We start from the raw sequence: 20,542 nt of genomic DNA, 5'->3' as shown, positions 1-20,542 counted from the left end.
CGTACGACTCCCCACTGACAACGCGGCCCGATCAGGGGTTCCGGGGCGGAGGAGGGGCCGGTGGGTCAGCGGTTCTGCGGGGTGCGGGAGTCGCGGTGGTTCAGGTTCCGGCGGAGCGAGGGGCGGCGGGCGGCCGGGTGGTGGACGAGTTCGCGCGCGGGGACGCCGGGCTTGTTCTCGACGGGGGACCACACGGGTTTGCCCATGACCATCAGCGGATCGAACATCACGACGACAGCCGCGAGCAGCAGGAAGGCGAGCGGGCCGATCATCATGGGCGCGAGCAGGGAGGCGGGCGATTCACCGGCGACGGGGGCGGACGAGTGGTGCACATGGACGCTGAGGGCGGCCATGCCGGTGTAGTGCATGCCCGTGACGGCGAGGCCCATGATCAGGCTCGCGCCCACGCTCCACATGAATCCCCTGACCTGCCCGGCGGCCCAGAGGGCGGCGGTGGCTGCGACGACGGCTATGACCACGGAGATGGCGACGGTGACGGTGTTGTACTCCAGCTGCCCGTTCAGGCGCATCCCCGCCATGCCCAGGTAGTGCATCGAGGCGATGCCCAGGCCGGTGACGGCACCGCCGGTCATCAGGGGTGTTCCGGTCGCGCCCCGGTAGCCGACGATGAAGACCCCGATGCCCACCATGACGATGGCGACGCCCAGGCTCGCGAAGGTGATGGCCCTGTCGTAGTGGACGGGTGCCTGTTCGACCGTGAACCCCATCATCGCGACGAAGTGCATGGTCCAGATGCCGGAGCCGATCGCCGCCGAGCCGAGGGCCAGCCAGCCGGGTCGCCAGGACCGGCTGACCAGCATGGATCTGGTGGTGCAGCGCAGGCCGAGGGCGCCGCCGAGGCAGGCCATGAGGTAGGCCACCAGCGGTGTGACGAGTCCGTAACTGAATCCGTCGACCGTGCCTTGCATGCGCGGCTACCTTCCGCCCTTTTGCGTCCTGGAATTCCCTGAAATGTGCCCTTCCCAGCACCGCCCGAGCGGTCGGGGTCGAGGCAGAGAGTATGACCCTCACCGGAATGGTCGAACGATTTTCCGGCAAAGAAACACGCCCTTGCCCCAGTTGTGCGGCACCGGTGAGCGGACTTGGAACACGACCATTCAGGATGTGGCCATTCTGTACCCCACTGCCGTTGACGCGGTGCTGTCACAGTTGTGCTGTACGTGATTGCTCGACGCGAGGAGTACGTATGCACGCGCGCGCCGCGACCGCCACGACCACCGCGCTCCTGGGGACCGCCGCCCTCCTGCTTCCCGCAACCGACGTCCGAGCCGTCGAGGACGGCACACCGCCCGCGATCATCGCCCACCGGGGCGCCTCCGCCTACGCCCCCGAGAACACCCTGACCGCCGTCGACAAGGCCGCACGGCTCGGCGCCGTCTGGGTCGAGAACGACGTCCAGCGCACCAGGGACGGCAAACTCGTCGTCCTCCACGACGACAGCCTCCGGCGCACCACCGACGTGGAGCAGGTTTTCCCCGGTCGGGCGCCCTGGAAGGTGAAGGACTTCACCGCCGCCGAAATCGCGCGTCTGGACGCGGGCAGCTGGTTCGGCGCCGCCTACGCGGGCGCACGCGTGCCGACGCTCGAGCAGTACGTGCACCGCGTCGATCTTCACCATCAGAAGCTGCTGCTCGAACTCAAGAACCCGGAGCTGTATCCCGGCATCGAGCAGGAGACCCTCAAACTCCTCAGCAACGAGGGATGGCTCGACCGCAAGCACAGGAGCCGGCTGGTCGTGCAGAGCTTCAGCGCGGCCAGTCTGCGGACCGTCCACGATCTCAAGCCCGGAGTGAAGACCGGCTTCCTCGGAGCGCCGTCCGTGGCGGACCTGCACGCGTACGCGGCCTTCGCCGACCAGATCAACCCGTCGCACGCCGCCGTCTCCAGGGCGTACGTCTCCGCGATCCATGCCTTCACGGGTCCGCACGGCAAGCCGCTCGAGGTCTCCGCCTGGACCGTCAACACCGCGGACGCCGCACGGCTGGTCGCCGGGCACGGCGTCGACGGCATCATCACCAACAAGCCGGACGTGGTGCGGGACGCGCTGCGCGGGTAGCGGCCTGTTCACGCGGACCGCCGGGCGTTGTCAGTGCCGGCTCGTACGGTGGACGCATGAACAGCCAAGGGCAGGACGAGCAGCGGGTCGTGTGGACCGTCGTCGGCACGGACATCGGGCCGCTGCTGCTGGCCGCGACCGACGAGGGTCTGGTCAACGTGGTCTTCCACGCCACCGAGCCGGTCCGCGACAAAGCACTGGAGCGGCTCGCGTCCCGGCTCGGCGCCGAGCCCGTCGAGGCGCCCGGCTCCGCGCTGCTGGCCGAGGCGATGCGCCAGGTCGAGGCGTACTTCGCGGGCGAACGGCACGACTTCGAGCTGTCCCTGGACTGGTCGCTGATCTCGGGCTTCAACCGGCAGGTGCTGCGCGAGCTGGCGTCCGGTGTGCGGTACGGCCAGGTCGTCGGGTACGGCGATCTGGCCGGACGGGTCGGCCAGCCGGGTGCCGCGCAGGCCGTGGGGGTGGCCATGGGCTCCAATCCGCTGCCGGTCGTGGTGCCCTGCCATCGGGTCGTGGAGAGCGACGGCGGCATCGGCGGGTTCGGCGGCGGTCTGGAGACCAAGCGGAAGCTGCTCGCGCTGGAGGGCGTGCTGCCGGAGCCGCTGTTCTGACGCTCGGGCGGCATCCCTTCGTGAAGGACCGCGCGCGACGGCTGGCCGGAAGGCCGACCCGGTAGCAGACTCCGCCATGCGCACAGCCACTGGCATCCGAGGGATCGGAGCCGAAGGGACGGCGATCAGACATGAGCGGAAACAGGGCAGTCGCGTATCTCAAGCCGGGCGCTGTGGAGGTCAGGACCGTCGACCACCCGACGCTTGAGCTCCAGGACGGACCGGGGGTGTCCCCCGAAGCGGTCGGCAGGAAGTGCCGGCACGGGGTCGTCCTCAAGGTCCTCGCCACCAACATCTGCGGCAGCGACCAGCACATGGTGCGCGGACGGACGACCGCGCCCGAGGGACTGGTCCTCGGACACGAGATCACCGGCGAAGTCGTCGAACGGGGTCCGGACGTCGAGTTCATCGGCGTCGGCGACATCGTCTCCGTACCGTTCAACATCGCCTGCGGGCGGTGTCGTAACTGCAAGGAACGCAAGACCGGCATCTGCCTGAACGTCAACGCGTCCCGCCCCGGGGCGGCCTACGGCTATGTCGACATGGGCGGCTGGGTCGGCGGCCAGGCCGAGTTCGCCATGGTGCCGTACGCGGACTTCAATCTGCTGAGGTTCCCCGACCGGGACGAGGCCCGCGAGAAGCTGCTCGATCTGACCATGCTGTCGGACATCTTCCCGACCGGCTTCCACGGCGTCGTGAGTTCGGGCGCGGGCGTCGGTTCGACCGTGTACGTCGCCGGGGCGGGCCCGGTGGGTCTGGCGGCGGCCGCGTCGGCGCAGCTCCTCGGGGCCGCCGTGGTCATCGTCGGCGATCTCAACGCCGAGCGTCTGGCCCAGGCGCGGAGCTTCGGCTGCGAGACGGTCGACGTGTCGCAGGGCAGCGTGGAGGACCAGATCGCGCAGATCCTCGGGGAGCCCGAGGTGGACGCCGCGGTCGACGCGGTGGGCTTCGAGGCCCGTGCTCACGGCAGGGACGCCCCGGAGGCACCCGCGACGGTCCTCAACTCGCTGATGGGGATCACACGCGCGGGCGGTGCGCTGGGTATCCCCGGCCTGTACGTCACCGATGACCCCGGTGGGGTCGACGACGACGCCAGGAGCGGGACGCTGAAGGTACGGCTCGGGCTCGGCTGGGCCAAGAGCCACCGCTTCACCACCGGACAGTGCCCCGTGATGAAGTACCACCGGAGTCTGATGATGGCGATCCTGCACGGCCGTGTGCACATCGCCAAGGCGGTCAACGCGACCGTCATCGGACTGGACGACGCACCGCGTGGCTATGCCGAGTTCGACCAGGGCGCCAGCCGTAAGTACGTGCTCGACCCGCACGGAGCGCTGACCGGCGTACGGCCGGTCTGACGTATCGCAGGAGGGAGCCACACGCGCGTGGCGTGTGGCCCCCTCGCACGTCGGTCCGCGTCAGTCGTAGTGGCGCGCCTCGAAGACGTTCCCGTCCGGGTCCCGGAAGTAGAAGCTGCGCCGGGCCATACCGCGGGCGCCGAAGGAGTCGCGGGAGAAGTCCGAGACGGGCACGGACCCTTCCTCGATGCGGGCGCGGAGTGTCTCGAAATCGTCGGCGGGCAGGGCCAGGCAGACATGATTGACGGGGTGTCCCGCGCTCTCGGCAGCGCCAGGGACCATTTTCATGTGGTCCGCCATGGTGAGCGGCATGAGGTCGAAGATGGTCTCGTCGTTGAGCCGTACGGAGGGGAAGGACACCGCCCCCGCGGCGAAGTCGGTGAGCCTCACGGGTTCCATGCCCAGGGTCTTCTCGTAGAAGTCGGCCGATGCCACCGGGTCACGGACCCAGAGGACGACATGGTCGAGACGTGTCGAGTTGTCCTTCATGCTTCCCAGGCTGGTGTCGTCCTCCACAGCCCGCAAGGGTTTGACCGGACGTGCGGCCCGCCAGAGATGAGGGAAGACCGAACGACAGGAGGCAGGCCCGTGGTGCTGGTGGTGTCCGAAGAGGTGCGCGAGGCGATCGACGCGCGTCGACCCGTGGTGGCCCTGGAGTCCACGATCATCGCGCACGGGCTGCCGCGTCCGCGCAATCTGCAGGTGGCGCTGGAGCTGGAGGACGTCGTACGGCGGCAGGGAGCCGTACCGGCGACGATCGCCGTACTGGACGGGCGGCCCCTGGTCGGCCTGGACAAGGAGCAGTTGGAGCGGGTCGCCAACGAGGACGGGATCCGCAAGCTGGGTCACCGGGATCTGCCGCTCGCGGTGGCCGCGGGGGTGAGCGGGGCGACCACCGTGTCGGCCACGGCGCAGCTGGCGGCCCTGGCCGGGGTGGAGGTGTTCGCGACGGGCGGGCTCGGCGGGGTGCACCGCGAGTGGACGACGACCCAGGACGAGTCGGCCGACCTCGGCCTGCTGGCGCGCACACCGATCACCGTGGTGTGCGCGGGCGTGAAGTCCATCCTGGACGTGCCGGCGACGCTCCAGCGACTGGAGACGCTGGGGGTGGCGGTCGCCGGGTACGGGACGGACCGCTTCCCCGGCTTCTATCTGTCCGACTCCGGCTACCCCGTGGAGTGGCGGCTGGACTCCCCGCAGCAGGTCGCGGAGGTCATGCGGGCGCGGGAAGCGCTGGGCGCGCCCGGCTCTGCGCTGATCGTCGCCAACCCCGTCCCCGAGGAGGAGCAGCTGGATCCCGACTTGCACGCGCGTGTGCTCGCGGCCGCGCTGCAGGCGTGTGAGGAGGCGGGGGTCACCGGTCAAGGGGTCACGCCGTTTCTGCTGGACTACCTGGTGCGGCACACCGGCGGCGCCTCGCTGAGCGCCAACCTGGCGGCGGTGCGCGGCAACGTGCGGCTGGCGGGGCGGATCGCGGCGGCCCGGGCCGGGGCGTGAAGACGGACGGGCTCGGTACCGCCGCGGCCGACCGCGGGGGCGCCCTGCTGGTCGTCGGGGACGTCATCACGGACGTCGTCGCCCGGCACCGGGGGCCGCTCGCCGCGGGCACGGACACCGCTGCCGCGATCCGTACGGTGCCGGGCGGGGCAGGGGCCAACGTGGCCTGCTGGGCCGCCCGCGGGGGCGGTGCGGTGGTGCGGCTGCTGGGGCGGGTGGGCGCGGAGGCGGCCGCGTGGCACGAGCGGGAGCTGGCCGAGTGCGGGGTACGGCCGCGGCTCGTCGTCGATCCGGAGGCGCCGACCGGGACGGTGATCTGCCTCGTGGACGCCGGTGAGGGCGCCGAGCGGACGTTACTCACGGACAGCGGCGCCTCGTTGCGGCTGGAGCCGGACGACTGGTCGGACGCGCTGCTCGACGGCGTGGCATGGCTGCACCTGTCGGGCTATCTGCTGTTCTCGGAGCCGAGCCGGGCGCTGGTGGCGGTGGCCATGGAGTCGGCACACGCGCGTGGTGTTCCGGTGAGCCTCGATCCTGCGTCGGCGGGCTTCCTCCGGAAGCTGGGGGTGGACCGCTGCCTCTCGCTGGTCGAGGGGGTGGACGTTCTGCTGCCGAGCCGGGACGAGGCGTGTCTGCTCACCGGGCTGCCCGACGCGGCGGACGCGGCGGCCAAGCTGAGCCGCCACGTCCCGCTGGTGGTCGTCAAGCAGGGCGCGGAGGGCGCGGTCATCGCGCGCTCCGGCAGCGTGTACGCCCACGTGCCCGCCGTAGCGGCGACGCCCCGGGACACGACCGGGGCGGGCGACGCCTTCACGGGCGCGTTCCTCGCGGCCCTGCTGGCGGGCGCCGCACCCGAGGACGCGGTGGCGGACGGATGCCGGGCGGGAGCGCTGGCCGTGGAGCGGGTGGGCGGGAGACCTCCGCTGCCGGACTGACGACCGGCAGCCCGGCGCCCCGGCTTCCGCGCCCGTCCTACGCCTTGCGGCCCCATGCCGAGATCAACGGGGCCGTGGCCAGGTCCATCGTGCCGGTGGCGACGTTGGCGAGGTGGCGGTCGATGTCCTCGTCCGTGGCGAGGCCCGCCGTGACGAGCTGCTCGCGGATCTGGCGGATCGTGGCGGACTCCAGGGCGGCACAGGCCGGCGAGGCGAGCGGGAAGTAGGCGTCGGCCGTCACCTGGCGCAGACCGGCCTCGCGAAGCAGGCGCGGGAGGGTGCGGCCGTAGGAGAGGTCGGCGCCGCGGTCGGCGAGCAGCCGGCGGAACCCCTGGCGCAGCCGGTTCGCCAGTTGCTGCTCGGGGCCGCGCTCGTCGGGGCAGGTCAGGGGTTGCAGGGCGGGGTCGGCGTCCTCCAGCAGGAGCCGTCCGCCGGGGCGCAGGGACTTGATCATCGACCGCAACGCCCGTTCCCGGTCCGGCACATGGACGAGGACGAGCCGGGCGTGCACCAGGTCGAAGTCCTCCCCCGGCGGTTCCTCGGCGCTCACGTCGTGAACGCGTACGTCCACCGGCGGGCGGCCCGCCGCGGCCAGGCGCGTGGTGTCGATGTCGGTCGCGACGACCTTTCCGGTCGGACCGACCTTCTTGGCCAGCCAGGACACCACGGACGTGCCGCCCGCGCCGACCTCCCAGCAGCGCCAGCCGGATCCGATGCCGAATCCTTCGATGTGCCGGAAGGTCGTGGGGTCGAAGAGGGTGGCGAAGGCGTCGAAGCGCTCTCCCGCCTCCGTCTGCCGGTTGTCGAGGAGATACCGGTCGGTTCGTGTCATGCCGCGATGATCCCAGTTGGCGGGCTTGTCCGAAACGGACGACGCGGTCCTACGGCGACCTGGCCGGCCTCCGTCCGACGAGGCGACGGCGCCGAGGCGGGCGCCGGCCGGTTGTCCACAGGCGGGAACCAAGCGGAACCCTCCATGCCCACAGGCTCACCCGACGCTTACGTCGGCCTGGCAAACTGGCCCGCCAGGACGCAGACACGCGTCGCTGGGAGATCCACGCGAGGAGATCCGGATGTCCATGGCAGGGAATCTGCGAAAGGTCACGAGCCTCGGCAGCGTCGGCGGCCTGCGCAAGGTGGCCCGGCTGGCCCGGCGGCGCCCGCGCGTCGACCTGAGCCATCACGCCCGCTCCCCGCTGGGCACCTCGGTCGTCAACTGCGTGACGTACAGGGAGGGATCCCGCATCCCGGTCGACGGTGATCTGGTCGACACCGTGGAGCGGGTGCGCAAGAGCCGGGACGGCTTCGTCTGGCTCGGACTGCACGAGCCGTCGGACCATGAGTTCGAGGGCATCGCGGACCTCTTCGACCTGCACCCGCTGGCCGTCGAGGACGCGGTCGAGGCCCATCAGCGCCCGAAGGTGGAGCGCTACGGCGAGACGCTGTTCGCGGTGTTCAAGACGGTCTGCTACGTCGAGCACGAGGAGCTCACGGCGACGAGCGAAGTGGTCAACACCGGAGAGATCATGGTGTTCGCCGGCGAGGACTTCGTGATCACGGTGCGGCACGGCAGTCACGGATCGCTGGGTCCGCTGCGCGAGGAGCTGGAGTCCGACCCTCAGCAGCTCGCCAAGGGGCCGGCCGCGGTGCTGCACGCGATCGCGGATCATGTGGTCGACGACTACCTGGACGTCACCGACTCGATGCAGTCGGACATCGACCTGGTCGAGACGGCGGTGTTCGCGGAGAACGGCGCCCGGGTCGACCCGGGCCGCATCTACCAGCTCAAGCGCGAACTCCTGGAGCTGAAGCGGGCGGTGGTCCCGCTCAGCCGCCCGCTCGAGGAGCTCTCCACACGCCCGATCCACGTCATCGCCCCGGAGATACAGGCGTACTTCCGCGATGTCTCCGACCATCTGCTGCGCGCCAAGGAGCAGATCGCCGCGTTCGACGAACTGCTCAACTCGATCCTGCAGGCCCACCTAGCGCAGGTGACGGTCTCGCAGAACGAGGACATGCGGAAGATCACGGCCTGGGCCGCGGTGATCGCCGTCCCGACGATGGTCTGCGGTGTGTACGGCATGAACTTCGACCACATGCCGGAGCTGCACTGGACGTTCGGCTACCCGTTGGTCATGGGCGTCATAGCCGTAGCCTGTGGCGTGCTCTACCGCGGCTTCCGGCGCAACGGCTGGCTTTGACGGGGGTCGTCCGCGGGACGGTCAGTGGGTGGTGGAGCTGCGCGCATAGACGCTCTCGGCCCAGCCGGCGATCTGCTCGTCCGTCAGGTGCCGGGCCAGGTCGGACTCACTGATCATGCCCACCAGGCGCTTGTTCTCGATGACGGGGAGCCTGCGGATCCGGTGCTCCTCCATCTCGTGCAGGACGTCGGCGACGTCGGCGCTCGCGTCGATCCAGCGGGGTGTGCCCTGGGCCATCTCTCCCGCGGTGACCTTGGCCGGGTCGTGGCCCACGGCCACACAGCCGATGACGATGTCGCGGTCGGTGAGAATGCCGCACAGCCGTTCGTTCGCGTCACTGATGGGCAGGGCGCCCACGCCGAGTTCACGCATCAGCTGGGCGGCGCGGTCGAGGGTCTCGTGGGCGGGGATCCACTGGGCACCCCGGTGCATGATGTCTCCGGCGGTGGTCATGGAGTACCTCCCGGTGCCGGACGGCCGGCGCGGCGCGGACGGCACCGCAAGTCCCGGCGCCCTACATTCTCGTCGCGCCCGCGGGGGCCCGCACCCGGAACCCTTCGGTGACGGCGGCCGGGCTCGGGCAGCGACGCCACGGTCCCCGGACGGCCCGGGTCAGCCGCTCCACGCCGGGTGGCGGGGGTCGTCGGCGCGGACGAGGACGTCGGCCGTGCCGGCCGGGTCGGTCTCGTCGGCGTAGCGCTCGTAGGCGGGGAGGGTCCAGTGGTCGGGCTCGGGGGTACGGCGGCGGAGCGCGCCCTCGGAGAGGAGGACGTGGACGGTCAGGTCGAAGGGGAACCAGTGGCGCAGCAGGAGGGGGCCGTGGAGCAACAGGACGCCGCCGGGCGGGAGATGGACGTAGGAACTGCGAGTGGCGCGGTCGGTGACCGGGTCCCACAGGTCGGGCAGGACTCGGCCGTCGCCGCCGGGTTCGAGGGGGCCGAAGACCTCGCGCCAGAGAGCGCCGGTGTCGAACCAGCCGCTGTAGTAGGCCTCCAGGTCGTGGTGGCCGTATTCCAGACGGAGCGAGGCGGGGCGCAGGAAGCCCTCCGTGCCGACGACGAGCGAAGGGCGGCCGCGTATCCGCAGAGCCTCGGCGACACGCTCGGCGAGTTCACCGGGGCGGGCTGCCGGGGCGCCGTCGAGGGCGACTCGGGGCCAGGGGCTGCCGTCGGCCGGCTGCAGGTCGAGGAGCCGGTCGGCCAGCTGCTCGCCGAGCCGTTCCCAGGTGATCGCTTCGAGTCGCACACGGCCATGATGCGTCAGCCGATGTTCCGAAGGCGTCGCGCTCGTGGACCCGGTGGGCTGCGGGCAGGGATCACACACCGGTTGGTCGGTGTCAGTAATGAGCATGGCCGGGGAATGAACCCCTCATGACAGGCCTCGCGACTCCCCCGACCCCCGGCGGACCCCTTGTCGTCCAGCCGTTGCGGAGACGGCACTGTGCGGAGTGCCGGGGCGGGCCGTTGGCGATGCTCGTCGTCGAGGGCGGGGCGCCGCGGTGTCTCGACTGCGCCGACCTCGGGCACCTGGTGTTCCTGCCGCGCGGCGACACCGCGCTCACGCGCCGCTCGCGGGAGGAGAGTGCGCTGTCGGCGGTCGTCGTGCGGTTCAGCCGGCGCAGGGGGCGTTACGAACGGCAGGGCGTCCTCGTCGAGGAGGCGGGGCTGGCGCGGGCCGAGGAGCGGTGCCTGGCCGACGCGGAGGCACGGCGGCGGCGCCGGGTGCGGGACGCGCGGCGGCGGGCGGCGGAGGACGTGCGGTTCACCGAGGCGTTCGCGGCGGAGATACAGCGGTTGTTTCCGGGGTGCCCTGACGAGCGGGCTCGGGCCATCGCCTCGCATGCGTCCCTGCGCGGCAGCGGGCGTGTGGGGCGGAGCGCGGCGGGACGAGCCTTGTCGGAGGGCGCGGTGATCTCGGCGGTGGTGGCTTCCGTGCGGCATGTGGACACGCCGTATGACACGTTGCTGATGAGCGGGGTGACGCGGCACGAGGCGCGGCGACGGATCTCGGGGGGTGTGGAGGCGGTGCTCAGGGGGTGGCGGGTCATGGGAATGGTGGAGGGGGTGGCTCAGGCGCCGGGTTGAGGGCTCCGGCACCTGCTGCTGGGGCCCGGCGGAGACGGACGACCGGCGGAACAACTGGTGTGACGGACCTCAGGCGTTCGGGTGGGGTGGACGTTCGGTTATGGGGGTGCGCGCCATGGCCATGGTCCGGGAGGTGGGGGCGGGATTGACTGGTGGGAACGGGTGGCGCTGGGCCTGGGGCTCGGCCGGAGGCGGGAGCTGGTGTGGTGATGATCGACGGGCCTTACTTCTGGTTGGTCGTGCTGGGGGTGCTCGGGACCGGGCTGGTGGCCGGGGTCTTCTGTGCGTTCTCGACCTTTGTGATGAGGGGGCTCGCCGAGTTGCCGCCCGCGCAGGGCGTCGCCGCGATGAACGCGATCAATGTGACCGCGGTGCGGCCGCCGTTCATGGCCGTGTTCGCGGGCTCCGCGGTGCTGTGCGCGGTGATCGCGGTGGTGACGTTCGTGCTCTGGCCGGACGAGGGGACGGTGGAGCTGCTGGTGGGCAGCGCGCTGTATCTGTTCGGGTCGTTCGGGCTGACGATGGTGGCGAACGTGCCCCGCAACGACGCCCTGCTCAAGCTGGACCCGGGCACCCCTGAGGCGGCGGCGTACTGGCCGACGTATGTGCGCGAGTGGACGATGTGGAACCACATCCGCGCGGTCGCCTCGGGCGCGGCGGCGCTGGCGTACGTGCTGGCCCTCACGTGAGCGTCGCGCACACCGTCCTCCGAGCGCGGAGAAAGCGCTGTCCCAGCGGCTTACCGGCACTCTGCGCGAGTGGCCGATCGGCCGTATCGTGGCCGGAAGGAGTTCCGCAGGAGTGCCGCCCGATGACGCACGGCCACGGCGGACGCGAGGGCGTCACCAGCGCGAGCAAGGAAGACGGCCATGGCCGATCCCAAGGGATTCATGACCACACCTCGCCAGGACTGGCCCCGCAGGCCGGTCGAGGAGCGGGTCCGGGACTGGGACGAGGTGTACGTCCCCGGGGCGTTGCTGCCCATCATCAGCAAGCAGGCGGACCGCTGCATGGACTGCGGCATCCCGTTCTGCCACGAAGCCTGTCCGCTGGGGAATCTCATCCCCGAGTGGAACGACCTGGTCTCCCGGGAGGACTGGCGGCAGGCCGCCGACCGGCTGCACGCGACGAACAACTTCCCCGAGTTCACGGGGAAGTTGTGTCCGGCGCCGTGCGAGGCGGGGTGTGTCCTCGCCATCAACCAGCCGGCCGTCACCATCAAGAACGTCGAGGCGGCCGTCGCCGACCGGGCCTGGGAGCTCGGGTTCGCGCCGCCGCGACCACCGGACCGGTTGTCCGGGCGGACCGTCGCGGTGATCGGGTCGGGGCCGACCGGGCTCGCCGCGGCACAGCAGTTGACCCGGGCGGGCCACACGGTCGCCGTCTACGAGAAGGACGACCGGCTCGGCGGGCTCATGCGGTACGGCATCCCCGAGTTCAAGATGGAGAAGCACCATCTGGAGCGGCGGATCGAGCAGATGCGGGCCGAGGGGACGAAGTTCCGTACGTCCACGGTGGTCGGGCGCGACGTAGGGGCGGCGGAGCTCAGGTCGCGGTACGACGCGGTGGTGATCGCCACCGGGGCCACGGCGTGGCGCGAGCTGGACGTGCCGGGGCGGGATTTGGCCGGGGTTCAGCAGGCCATGGAGTATCTGCCGTTGGCCAACCGGGTACGCGAGGGGGATCTGGCGGTGTCCCCGATGTCGGCCGCCGGGAAGCATGTCGTGATCGTGGGTGGAGGTGACACGGGGGCCGACTGTCTGGGGACCGCGGTGCGTGAAGGGGCCGCCTCCGTGACCCAGTTGGACATCTATGCGCAGCCCGGGGGTGAACGGGACGAGGATGCCGAGCCGTGGCCCACGTATCCGAAGATCTACCGGCTGTCGGCGGCGCACGAGGAGGCCCGGGACCTGGAGACCGCGCCCGCGGCCGACGCGGACGCGCGGTTGTTCGCGGCGTCCACGCTGCGCTTCACCGGGGACGGGGACGGACATGTGCGGTCGCTGCATCTCGTCGAGGTGGACGCGGCGCGGCGGCCGGTGGCGGGGACGGGGCGGACGCTTCCCGCCGACCTTGTGCTGCTGGCGCTGGGGTTCTCCGGGCCTGACCTGGGGGATGGGCTCGTGGAGCAGTTGGGGCTGGGGATGGAGCCCCGGGGGACGGTCGCGCGGGATGCGGGGTTCGGTACGAATGTGCCCGGGGTGTTCGCTGCGGGGGACGCCGCTCGGGGGCAGTCGTTGATCGTGTGGGCGATCGCCGAGGGGCGCGCGGTCGCGGCGGCGGTCGACCGGTATCTGACGGGGAGTTCGCGACTGCCGGCACCCATCGGGCCGTACGACCGGCCGATGACGGCGTAGGGCGGCGGACGGGCCGAGGGGGGCGGGCGGGTTGGGCACCGCTGGGGCGCGCCGTCGCGGTGGATCGAGGGACCGGCACGAGAGGGGGCCGCCGGACCGGTGGCCCGGGAGCCGCAGGACACAGCCAGGGCCCTCCCCCGCCCGCTCCTCTGGCGGCCCCCCTCCCTCACCCCCGCTCGTCCGTCCCCGCCACCTTCGCCGTCGACAGCGCCACCCTGTTCCATGTGTTGATCGCGAGGATCAAGGACAGGACGTGGGCCAGTTCCTGCTCGTCGAAGCGGGCCGCGGCCTCCGCGTAGACCGTGTCGGGGACTCCGCCGTCGGCCACCAGCGTCACCGCCTCCGTGAGGGCCAGGGCGGCCTGTTCCTTCTCCGTGAAGAAATGGCGGGCCTCTCGCCAGACCGGGACCATGTGCAGGCGGTCCTCCGTCTCACCGGCCTTGCGGGCGTCGTTGGTGTGCATGTGGAGGCAGTACGCGCAGTGGTTGAGGTGGGAGGCGCGGATCTGGATCAGTTCGACGAGGGTGGGGTCGAGGCCCTCGCGGGCGGCCGCGTCGAAGCCGATCAGGGCCCGGAACACCTTCGGGGCGGCCTTCGCGAAGTTCAGCCGAGCCGTACCTGTCACGTTCGTGTTCGTCGTCATGTGATGAACCTACGGCCCGGAAAGACCGGCTGTAGGGTGCACTTCCATGGCGGAATCATGGGTCAATTACGCGGAGCGGATCGGCTCCGACCTGCACCTCGAGCTCTCCGGTCCGGGGAGCAAGCGGGCCGCGCTGATCCGGGCGCTGCGGGACGCCGTAGACAGCGGGCGGCTCGCCCCCGGCACCCGGCTGCCGCCCTACCCGCTCACTCGCCGCCGACCTCGGCGTCGCCCGCAACACGGTGGCCGACGCCTACGCCGAACTCGTCGCCGAGGGCTGGCTCACCGCCCGCCAGGGCTCCGGCACCCGCGTCGCCGAACGGTCCCGGCCGCTCCATCCCGCCGTACGCCCGAGGAAGCCGGCCCCCCACCCGCGCGCGCGTTCCACCCGTCACGACCTCCGCCAAGGCACCCCTGACGCCTCCGGCTTCCCCCGAACCGCCTGGCTCGCCTCCTACCGCCGGGCCCTCCACCAGGCACCCAACGAGGTCTTCGGGCCCGGTGACCCCGCCGGACGGCCGGAGCTCAGAGCGGCCCTCGCCGGATACCTCGCACGCGCGCGTGGCGTGCGGACGGAGCCGGACCGGATCGTCATCTGCTCCGGGTTCGCGCATGCCCTGCGGCTGCTCTTCGGGGGCGCCGGTGGCGGTGGCCGGCGGCCCCTGCGCGGCCCCCTGGCCGTGGAGGCGTACGGACTGCCCTTCCACCGGGAGCTGCTGGCGGCCGAGGGCGTACGGACCGTGCCGCTCCCCCTCGACGAACACGGCGCACGCGTCGACCGGCTGACCCGCGAGCGGGCCGTACTGCTCACGCCCGCGCACCAGTTCCCCACCGGCGGTCCGCTGCACGCCGAGCGCCGGGCCGCGGTGGTCGACTGGGCACGCGCGCGTGGCGCGGTGGTGCTGGAGGACGACTACGACGGGGAGTTCCGCTACGACCGCAAGCCCGTCGGCGCCCTGCAGAGCCTCGACCCCGAGCGGGTGATCCTGATCGGCTCGGTCAGCAAGAGCCTCTCACCCGCGGTGCGGCTGGGGTGGATGGTGCTGCCCGAGCGGTACGTCGGTGACGTGCTCGCGGCCAAGGGCGAGCGGGAGGCCTGGGCGAGCGTGCTCGACCAGCTGGCCCTCGCCGACCTCATCGTCTCGGGGTCCTACGACCGTCACGTACGGCAGATGCGGCAGCGGTACCGCGGCCGCCGGGACCGGCTCGTCGCCGCGCTGGCCGAGCGCGCGCCGCACATCGAGGCCAGCGGGGTCGCGGCGGGGCTGCACGCGGTGCTGCGGCTGCCTCCGGGCACCGAGCGGTCCGCCGTCAAGGCCGCGATCTGGCAGGGCGTGGCGCTGGACGGGCTCGCGGAGTTCCGTCACCCGGACACGGACATGCCGGCCCACGACGGCCTGGTCGTGGGGTACGCGACACCTTCCGAGCACGCGTACGCGGCGGCGCTGGACGCACTGTGCGGGGCGCTGCCGCCGGGCGGGACACAGGCGTCGTAGGAGACACCGGCATCCGCTGATCCCCCGGTCCTGCCTCCGCTGATCCCCCGGATCCTGCCTTCGAAGGAGCCCCCGCCCGTCCGCTCCTGCCCAGGGACGAGCGCACGCTGATCCCAGCGGACGGCGGTCCGGCGCAATCTCGCGGTCGGACCGCCGTCGATCGAGCAGATCTACTACGGCCTGAGCCTCGGCCCCCACAAGGCGGAGCAGCCACCGCTGTCGGTGGTGGCCGTCAGCAGGCTGGTGGACGCCCCGCGCCGCATGGCGTCCTGGTTCTGAGTGTCGATCTCAACCACTAAGTGATTACCCATCAATGAGCACTGATCAATTGAGCACTGAGGTCAGGAGAGCAGGAAGTCGGCCACCCCCGCCTTCGCGCCCTCGATGAACGCGGTCATCTCGTCGGTGGTGTAGATCAGCGCCGGTCCGTCAGGATCGGTGGACTGACGGACGGCGATCCGGCCGTCGGCGAGCTTCATCGCCTCCAGGCAGTTGCCGCCGTTGCCGCCGCTCCACGGCTTGTGCCAGCCTTCGCTCCCCAACTCCCGGGCAGGCATGCCGTTGTAGACGGGTCGGCGCGGCTTGATGCGATTCATTCACAGCTCCTTGCGGAGATCCCGGAGGATCTCCTTCGTGCGATGTGCCGTAGCGGCCTGCGCCGCCATGCGGTCCATGACCTCGAGATGGGTCGCCACCTCGACGCGCGCGTCCAGATAGACCGCGCCGGTCAGGTACTCGCTGTAGACCATGTCCGGAAGTTCGGGCACGGCGAATCGGAAGAGCACGAAGGGCCCGTACGTGCCGGGGTGCGGCCCGTTGGCGAACGGGGCGACCTGGAGCGTCACGTGGGGCAGCTTCGTTGCCTCGAGCAGTTTGTCGATCTGGGCACGCATCACCTCCGGGCCGCCGACGGGGCGGCGCAGCACGGTCTCGTCCATGACGACCCACAACCGGGGCGCGTCCTGACGGGTGAGCAGTCCCTGCCGTTCCATGCGCAGGGCGACATGGCGCTCGATGTCCTCGGGGCTGGTCTGGCCGATGGCGCCCGAGCGCAGGACGCCACGTGCGTAGTCCTCCGTCTGCAGCAGACCGGGGACGAAGTGCGGCTCGTACTCGCGGATGAGCGCGGCCGCGCCCTCCAGGCTGACGTGCATCGAGAACCAGCCGGGCAGCACGTCGTGGAAACGCTGCCACCAGCCGGGGCGGTTGGCGTCCTCGGCGAGCTGGACGAAGTCCTCGGCCTCCTGGTCACCGACACCGTAGGCCTTCAGCAGAAGCTGGAGGTACGGGATCTTGAGCCCTACCTCGGCCATCTCCATACGGCGGACGGTCGCGGGGGCGACCCGGAGGATACGGGCGGCCTCCTCGCGCTTGAGCCCGGCACGTTCCCGCAGGTCCAGCAGGCGCCGGCCGAGGACGACCTGGCCGACCGTCGGCGCGGACCGCGGTTCGCTCACGCTCCACCTCCACGAAGTCATGTACGGGCGTCACGGCCACCAGCATGCTGACAGCCCAGCGGCGCCATTCGAAGACCTAATTCGAAGATCTGTACGGATACGAATACCGCTACGTACGGATCTCCGGTGATCCCAACTGGCGCCGCTCAAGATGCTGTTGCGAGCAGTGTGCCACGGCCTCTCACCGCGTCACACAGCACTCTGCATTTTTCAGAGTGACACTTGCCAAGTGTTCACGACGGGGCGATAGTGGCAAGCGTGATTCCGTCCCCGCCCTTAGGAACAGACGCTGCCGTAGGCCACCCCCAGGGTCTCGGTGCTGTCCCGGGAGAGGGGCCCGACAGGGCCGCTGCCCGGCGCCGGTTCCGTTTCGAGCTGGCCGCGCATCCGGGTTCTCCCGCGCAGGCCAGACGCCTGACGAGGGCGCGGCTGACCCATTGGTCGGTCTGCGAGGACACCTGCGACTCGGCCGCCCTGGTCGTCTCCGAGCTGGTCACCAACGCCATCGTGCACACCGCGAGCAGCCGTGTGGTCTGCGAGCTGCACGACGATGACGACCTGGTGCGAATAGCCGTACGCGACGAGGGCTGTGCGCCGGGTGAACCGCACCCGTCCCCGCAGCGCGGCGAAGAGGAGCACGGGAGGGGACTGCTCCTCGTCGACTCCCTCTGTCACGCGTGGGGCGCCCATGAGCACGGCCCCGGTCTGCTGGTCTGGGCCGAGCTGCCGCGCAAGGCGGACGAGCCCCGCGAGGACACCGGCCCACGCAACGATCTGGGCTGGGGAGCCCGTCCCAAGCCGGTTCCCTCCGAGGGGTCGGGCCAGGGGGACGAGGCCGAGGAGCATCACAGAGCGGAGCCCGTGGGGGAAGCGCGCGGTCACGGAGCGGGGGGCGCGGGCGCATGGGCGTGAGCAGCGGATCCGGCGGCCAGGTGCTGACCATGGACACGCTGGTCCGCCTCGGCCGCGGGCTGCGGGCGCCGGTAACGCCGCGCAGGCTGGCCGTTCCGGAGGGGATGACGGTGCCGTTGGGCTGCGACGCGGTGGGGGTGCCGGCGCAGTTGAGCAGGCAGCTGGTGTCCCGCTTGCCGCGGGTCGGGTGCGTGTACGCCGATGACACGCACTGGTGGTGGATCGTTCCCGCCGACTCCGACTACGCGCTCGAATGGCCCAGGCCCGCCCAGTACGCCACCGGGGCGGTTGTTCCGGACGCCCCGGTGGTGCCGTCTCTTGTTCACCGGGCCGAGGGGACGCTGCCGTACACGCCGCCCATCCCTCTCTACCTGGCGTTGTGCCGGCTGACGGGGACCTCTCCCAGTTGGTCCCGGCCGGTCACCTCGGCGGGTTAGCTCCGCCGGAAGGCGGTCGATCGCGTGCGGGTCCGTGAGGGCCGGCGCGCCCGCGGCGGAGCCGCATACTGACGCAGCCCCGCGCCCCTTTGCGGCGCGTTGTACGCCCGCGTGTTTTCTCCGCTCCCCTTTGCGCCCTCCCTCCCTGCGGCCCGCCCCGCCATAGTGGCCCCGTCCGGCATCGGGGGAGGTCTGCGGTGGGGAAACGGCGTGGCACTGAGCAGCCCGGAGTCTCCGAGTCGGAACGGCTGCTCTTCGGAGGGCCGCTGAGGTACGACACGGGCTGGAACTCCCACTCCGACGCGTTTCTGGAGCTGGGGTTCCGGGCCATGGTGGCGCGGCTGCCGTCGCTGTTGTCGGCGAGTCTCCGGCTGGCCTGGCAGGCTGACCGGCGGGCCGCGCGGACCGTGCTGGCCGCCGAGGTGACCCGGGGTCTCGCGCAGGCGGTGAGTCTGCTCGCGGTCAACAGTGTGCTGGGGCGGCTGATCGGCGGGGGCGCGCTGGAGGACCGGCTGCGGGGGGCCGTGCCCGCGTTGGCCACCATGGCCGCCATGATGCTCCTCGGGGCGCTGCTGCGGGCCGCGTCGACGCATGCCACCGGCCGCCTCGAGCCCAAGGTGGAGCGGGTGGCGACCGAGCGGTATCTGGAGCGGGCGGCCACCGTCGAGCTGGCCGCGATCGAGGACCATGCCTTCCACAAGCTGCTGGACACCGCGCAGTACGGCGCCACCTCGGCCCGCCGGATGATCTCTTTCGCGACGCGGGTGGTGAACGCGATGATCTCGCTGATCGCGGCCGCCGGCGTGCTGACCGTGCTGCACCCGGCGCTGCTGCCGCTGCTGGTCACGATGACGATCCCGAGCGGCTGGGGCGCGCTGACCATCGCGCGCCGCCAGTACGAGTCCTTCCACACCTGGGTGCAGCACGTGCGGGCGGGCCGCCTCCTCGGTGCCCTGCTGATCGAGCCGGAGGCGGCGCCCGAGATCCGCGTCCACGGGGTGGGGCCGTTCCTGCTCAGGCACTACCGCGCGATGGCGGAGACGGCGGAGACGGAGCAGGCCCGACTGGCGAGGCTCGCGGCCCGGACGGGGCTGATAGCGGCGGCCTGGACGGGCCTGGCGACGGTGGCGACGTACGCGACACTGGGCGGGCTGCTGCTGGCGGGCGCGATGGCGCTGTCGGTGGCGGGTACGGCCGTGATCGCCGTGCGCACCGGCTCGCAGAGCCTGAACACCCTGGTCATCGAGATGAACGCGCTGCACGAGGAGGCCCTGTTCGTCGGCGACCTCCAGCGGCTCCACACGGAGGCGGCCGAGCGGGCGATCCCGGAGGGCGGGTCCGCGCTGCCGGACGAGCCGCGCGAGATCCGCTTCGAGAACGTCTCCTTCACCTACCCGGGTGACGCGACCCGCCCCGCGCTCGACGACGTGACACTCACCCTGCCGCTCGGCAAGATCGTCGCGCTGGTCGGGGAGAACGGCTCCGGCAAGACCACCCTGGTCAAGCTGCTCGCGGGGCTGTACGCCCCCGACCGGGGCCGGATCCTGTGGGACGACGTGGACGCGGCGCACGCGGACCGGCAGCTGCTCGCCGAGCGGGTCGCGATGGTCGCCCAGGACTTCAAGCGGTGGCCGTTCACCGCCCGCGTCAATGTGGCGGTGGGCCGCTCCTCGGTGCCGCTCACCGAGGAGCGGGTGTCCGGCGCGGTCGCCGAGGCCGGGGCCGGGGAGGTGCTGGCCGATCTGCCGCGCGGCCTGGACACCCTGCTGGCCCGCAACTTCAGCGGCGGGCACGAGCTGTCCGGCGGGCAGTGGCAGCGGCTCGGGATCGCCCGGGCCGCCTACCGGCGCGGTCGCATCCTGATCGTGGACGAGCCGACGGCCGCCCTGGACGCCCGGGCCGAGCTGGAGGTCTTCGAGAAGATCCGCGCGCTGTCCGGCACCGGTCAGACGGTCATCCTGATCACCCATCGGCTGGCGTCCGTGCGCCACGCGGACCTGGTGCACGTCCTGGAGCAGGGCCGACTCGTGGAGTCGGGCACGCCCGACGAGCTCCTGGCCTCCGGTGGTGTCTACGCGGAGCTGTACTCGCTCCAGGCCGAGCAGTTCACGGTAAAGGTGCCCGCCAAGGAGGCGGGCTGACCTCACGCGACAGCGTCTACCGCTGCCTCTCCACTGCGGACGATCACCAGGAACGTGTCCGTCGCGAGGTCCATGACGACCTCCGCCGGCAGTCCCTCAAGACGCCTCGCCTGCGCGAACTCCTCCGCCGGCCACGATCCGCGCGGCCCGCCAGCGGGAAAGCGTTCGAGCACTGTTCGCCCGTTCACCACCCTGCACCTCCAGAAAGCGTTGCGCTCCCCGTAGGAGCGCTTGTAGGAGTTAACGCCTTCCAGGGCCCGAAAGCCTCGGTGAGTTGCCGTACTGAGACGTAGCCGACACAAGTTCACCCCGGAGTGTGAGGGTCCCGTCACGGTG

Annotated in this window: 21 protein-coding genes and 1 pseudogene; 13 read left to right on the top strand and 9 right to left on the bottom strand. The window is 71.4% G+C overall.

What is annotated here, in order from left to right; all coding sequences use genetic code 11:
• Nucleotides 1-65: 65 nt before the first annotated feature.
• Nucleotides 66-929, bottom strand: coding sequence for an MHYT domain-containing protein (locus tag M2157_RS35965; protein WP_280856889.1), 864 nt, complete (start codon nt 927-929; stop codon nt 66-68).
• A 278-nt stretch (nt 930-1,207) separates the two neighbouring features.
• Between M2157_RS35965 and M2157_RS35960 the strand changes: the two genes are divergently transcribed.
• The 3 genes from M2157_RS35960 to fdhA all read left to right on the top strand — a co-directional run bounded on the left by M2157_RS35960 (nt 1,208) and on the right by fdhA (nt 4,046).
• Complete coding sequence (locus M2157_RS35960; protein ID WP_280867303.1) at nt 1,208-2,077, top strand: glycerophosphodiester phosphodiesterase family protein; 870 nt, start codon at nt 1,208-1,210, stop codon at nt 2,075-2,077.
• 56 nt (nt 2,078-2,133) lie between these two features.
• The gene (locus M2157_RS35955; protein ID WP_280867302.1) at nt 2,134-2,688 is read left to right on the top strand and encodes a methylated-DNA--[protein]-cysteine S-methyltransferase; all 555 of its coding nucleotides are present in this window, start codon (nt 2,134-2,136) and stop codon (nt 2,686-2,688) included.
• Between the two features lie 131 nt (nt 2,689-2,819).
• On the top strand, nt 2,820-4,046 hold the full coding sequence (gene fdhA, locus M2157_RS35950; protein WP_280856892.1) for a formaldehyde dehydrogenase, glutathione-independent: 1,227 nt from the start codon (nt 2,820-2,822) through the stop codon (nt 4,044-4,046).
• Nucleotides 4,047-4,106: 60 nt separating this feature from the next.
• On the opposite strand, the gene M2157_RS35945 is transcribed toward fdhA, so the two are convergent.
• Entirely contained in the window at nt 4,107-4,535 is a 429-nt protein-coding gene (locus tag M2157_RS35945) for a VOC family protein (protein ID WP_280867301.1), read from the bottom strand.
• 99 nt (nt 4,536-4,634) lie between these two features.
• Between M2157_RS35945 and M2157_RS35940 the strand changes: the two genes are divergently transcribed.
• A complete protein-coding gene (locus tag M2157_RS35940) occupies nt 4,635-5,543 on the top strand; it encodes a pseudouridine-5'-phosphate glycosidase (RefSeq protein ID WP_280867300.1) in 909 nt (302 codons plus the stop codon).
• Complete coding sequence (locus M2157_RS35935) at nt 5,540-6,478, top strand: sugar kinase (protein ID WP_280867299.1); 939 nt, start codon at nt 5,540-5,542, stop codon at nt 6,476-6,478. The genes M2157_RS35940 and M2157_RS35935 overlap by 4 nt, the downstream gene beginning before the upstream one ends.
• 37 nt (nt 6,479-6,515) lie before the next feature.
• Here M2157_RS35935 and M2157_RS35930 read toward each other — a convergent pair whose 3' ends face one another.
• On the bottom strand, nt 6,516-7,310 hold the full coding sequence (locus M2157_RS35930; RefSeq protein ID WP_280867298.1) for a methyltransferase domain-containing protein: 795 nt from the start codon (nt 7,308-7,310) through the stop codon (nt 6,516-6,518).
• 241 nt (nt 7,311-7,551) lie between these two features.
• Here M2157_RS35930 and M2157_RS35925 point away from each other — a divergent pair, with 241 nt between their 5' ends.
• Nucleotides 7,552-8,679 (top strand): magnesium and cobalt transport protein CorA, encoded by a 1,128-nt coding sequence (locus M2157_RS35925; RefSeq protein ID WP_280867297.1) that lies wholly within the window; start codon nt 7,552-7,554, stop codon nt 8,677-8,679.
• A 21-nt stretch (nt 8,680-8,700) separates the two neighbouring features.
• On the opposite strand, the gene M2157_RS35920 is transcribed toward M2157_RS35925, so the two are convergent.
• Together M2157_RS35920 and M2157_RS35915 are read right to left on the bottom strand one after the other, a co-directional pair.
• Nucleotides 8,701-9,132: a CBS domain-containing protein gene (locus M2157_RS35920; protein ID WP_280867296.1), complete on the bottom strand. Its 432-nt coding sequence runs from the start codon at nt 9,130-9,132 to the stop codon at nt 8,701-8,703.
• Between the two features lie 159 nt (nt 9,133-9,291).
• The gene (locus M2157_RS35915; protein WP_280867295.1) at nt 9,292-9,924 is read right to left on the bottom strand and encodes a uridine kinase; all 633 of its coding nucleotides are present in this window, start codon (nt 9,922-9,924) and stop codon (nt 9,292-9,294) included.
• Between the two features lie 125 nt (nt 9,925-10,049).
• Here M2157_RS35915 and M2157_RS35910 point away from each other — a divergent pair, with 125 nt between their 5' ends.
• From M2157_RS35910 to M2157_RS35900, 3 genes are all read left to right on the top strand, one after another.
• Entirely contained in the window at nt 10,050-10,763 is a 714-nt protein-coding gene (locus tag M2157_RS35910; RefSeq protein WP_280867294.1) for a DUF2293 domain-containing protein, read from the top strand.
• Between the two features lie 209 nt (nt 10,764-10,972).
• Nucleotides 10,973-11,452: an anthrone oxygenase family protein gene (locus M2157_RS35905; RefSeq protein ID WP_280856901.1), complete on the top strand. Its 480-nt coding sequence runs from the start codon at nt 10,973-10,975 to the stop codon at nt 11,450-11,452.
• 180 nt (nt 11,453-11,632) lie between these two features.
• The gene (locus M2157_RS35900; protein WP_280867293.1) at nt 11,633-13,120 is read left to right on the top strand and encodes a glutamate synthase subunit beta; all 1,488 of its coding nucleotides are present in this window, start codon (nt 11,633-11,635) and stop codon (nt 13,118-13,120) included.
• 166 nt (nt 13,121-13,286) lie between these two features.
• Here M2157_RS35900 and M2157_RS35895 read toward each other — a convergent pair whose 3' ends face one another.
• Entirely contained in the window at nt 13,287-13,763 is a 477-nt protein-coding gene (locus M2157_RS35895) for a carboxymuconolactone decarboxylase family protein (protein ID WP_280867292.1), read from the bottom strand.
• A 46-nt stretch (nt 13,764-13,809) separates the two neighbouring features.
• Here M2157_RS35895 and M2157_RS35890 point away from each other — a divergent pair.
• Nucleotides 13,810-15,259, top strand: a pseudogene (locus tag M2157_RS35890) (PLP-dependent aminotransferase family protein).
• A gap of 341 nt (nt 15,260-15,600) precedes the next feature.
• Here the strand turns inward: M2157_RS35890 and M2157_RS35885 are convergent.
• Nucleotides 15,601-15,855 carry a DUF397 domain-containing protein gene (locus M2157_RS35885; RefSeq protein WP_123988480.1) on the bottom strand — a complete coding sequence of 85 codons (255 nt, stop codon included), beginning with the start codon at nt 15,853-15,855 and terminating at the stop codon, nt 15,601-15,603.
• The gene (locus M2157_RS35880) at nt 15,856-16,716 is read right to left on the bottom strand and encodes a helix-turn-helix transcriptional regulator (protein WP_280856905.1); all 861 of its coding nucleotides are present in this window, start codon (nt 16,714-16,716) and stop codon (nt 15,856-15,858) included.
• Nucleotides 16,717-16,965: 249 nt separating this feature from the next.
• Here M2157_RS35880 and M2157_RS35875 point away from each other — a divergent pair, with 249 nt between their 5' ends.
• The 3 genes from M2157_RS35875 (at nt 16,966) to M2157_RS35865 (ending at nt 20,206) form a co-directional block, all read left to right on the top strand.
• The gene (locus M2157_RS35875) at nt 16,966-17,628 is read left to right on the top strand and encodes an ATP-binding protein (protein ID WP_280867291.1); all 663 of its coding nucleotides are present in this window, start codon (nt 16,966-16,968) and stop codon (nt 17,626-17,628) included.
• A complete protein-coding gene (locus M2157_RS35870) occupies nt 17,619-18,065 on the top strand; it encodes a hypothetical protein (RefSeq protein ID WP_280867290.1) in 447 nt (148 codons plus the stop codon). The genes M2157_RS35875 and M2157_RS35870 overlap by 10 nt, the downstream gene beginning before the upstream one ends.
• A 197-nt stretch (nt 18,066-18,262) precedes the next feature.
• Nucleotides 18,263-20,206 (top strand): ABC transporter ATP-binding protein, encoded by a 1,944-nt coding sequence (locus M2157_RS35865; RefSeq protein ID WP_280867289.1) that lies wholly within the window; start codon nt 18,263-18,265, stop codon nt 20,204-20,206.
• A gap of 2 nt (nt 20,207-20,208) precedes the next feature.
• Here M2157_RS35865 and M2157_RS35860 read toward each other — a convergent pair whose 3' ends face one another.
• Nucleotides 20,209-20,394 (bottom strand): hypothetical protein, encoded by a 186-nt coding sequence (locus M2157_RS35860; RefSeq protein WP_079162746.1) that lies wholly within the window; start codon nt 20,392-20,394, stop codon nt 20,209-20,211.
• Nucleotides 20,395-20,542 lie beyond the last annotated feature (148 nt).

Source organism: Streptomyces sp. SAI-127 (genome assembly GCF_029894425.1).
Taxonomy (GTDB): domain Bacteria; phylum Actinomycetota; class Actinomycetes; order Streptomycetales; family Streptomycetaceae; genus Streptomyces.
Note: the sequence above shows the minus strand (reverse complement) of the source record. Positions and strands in the feature narration are given on the sequence as shown.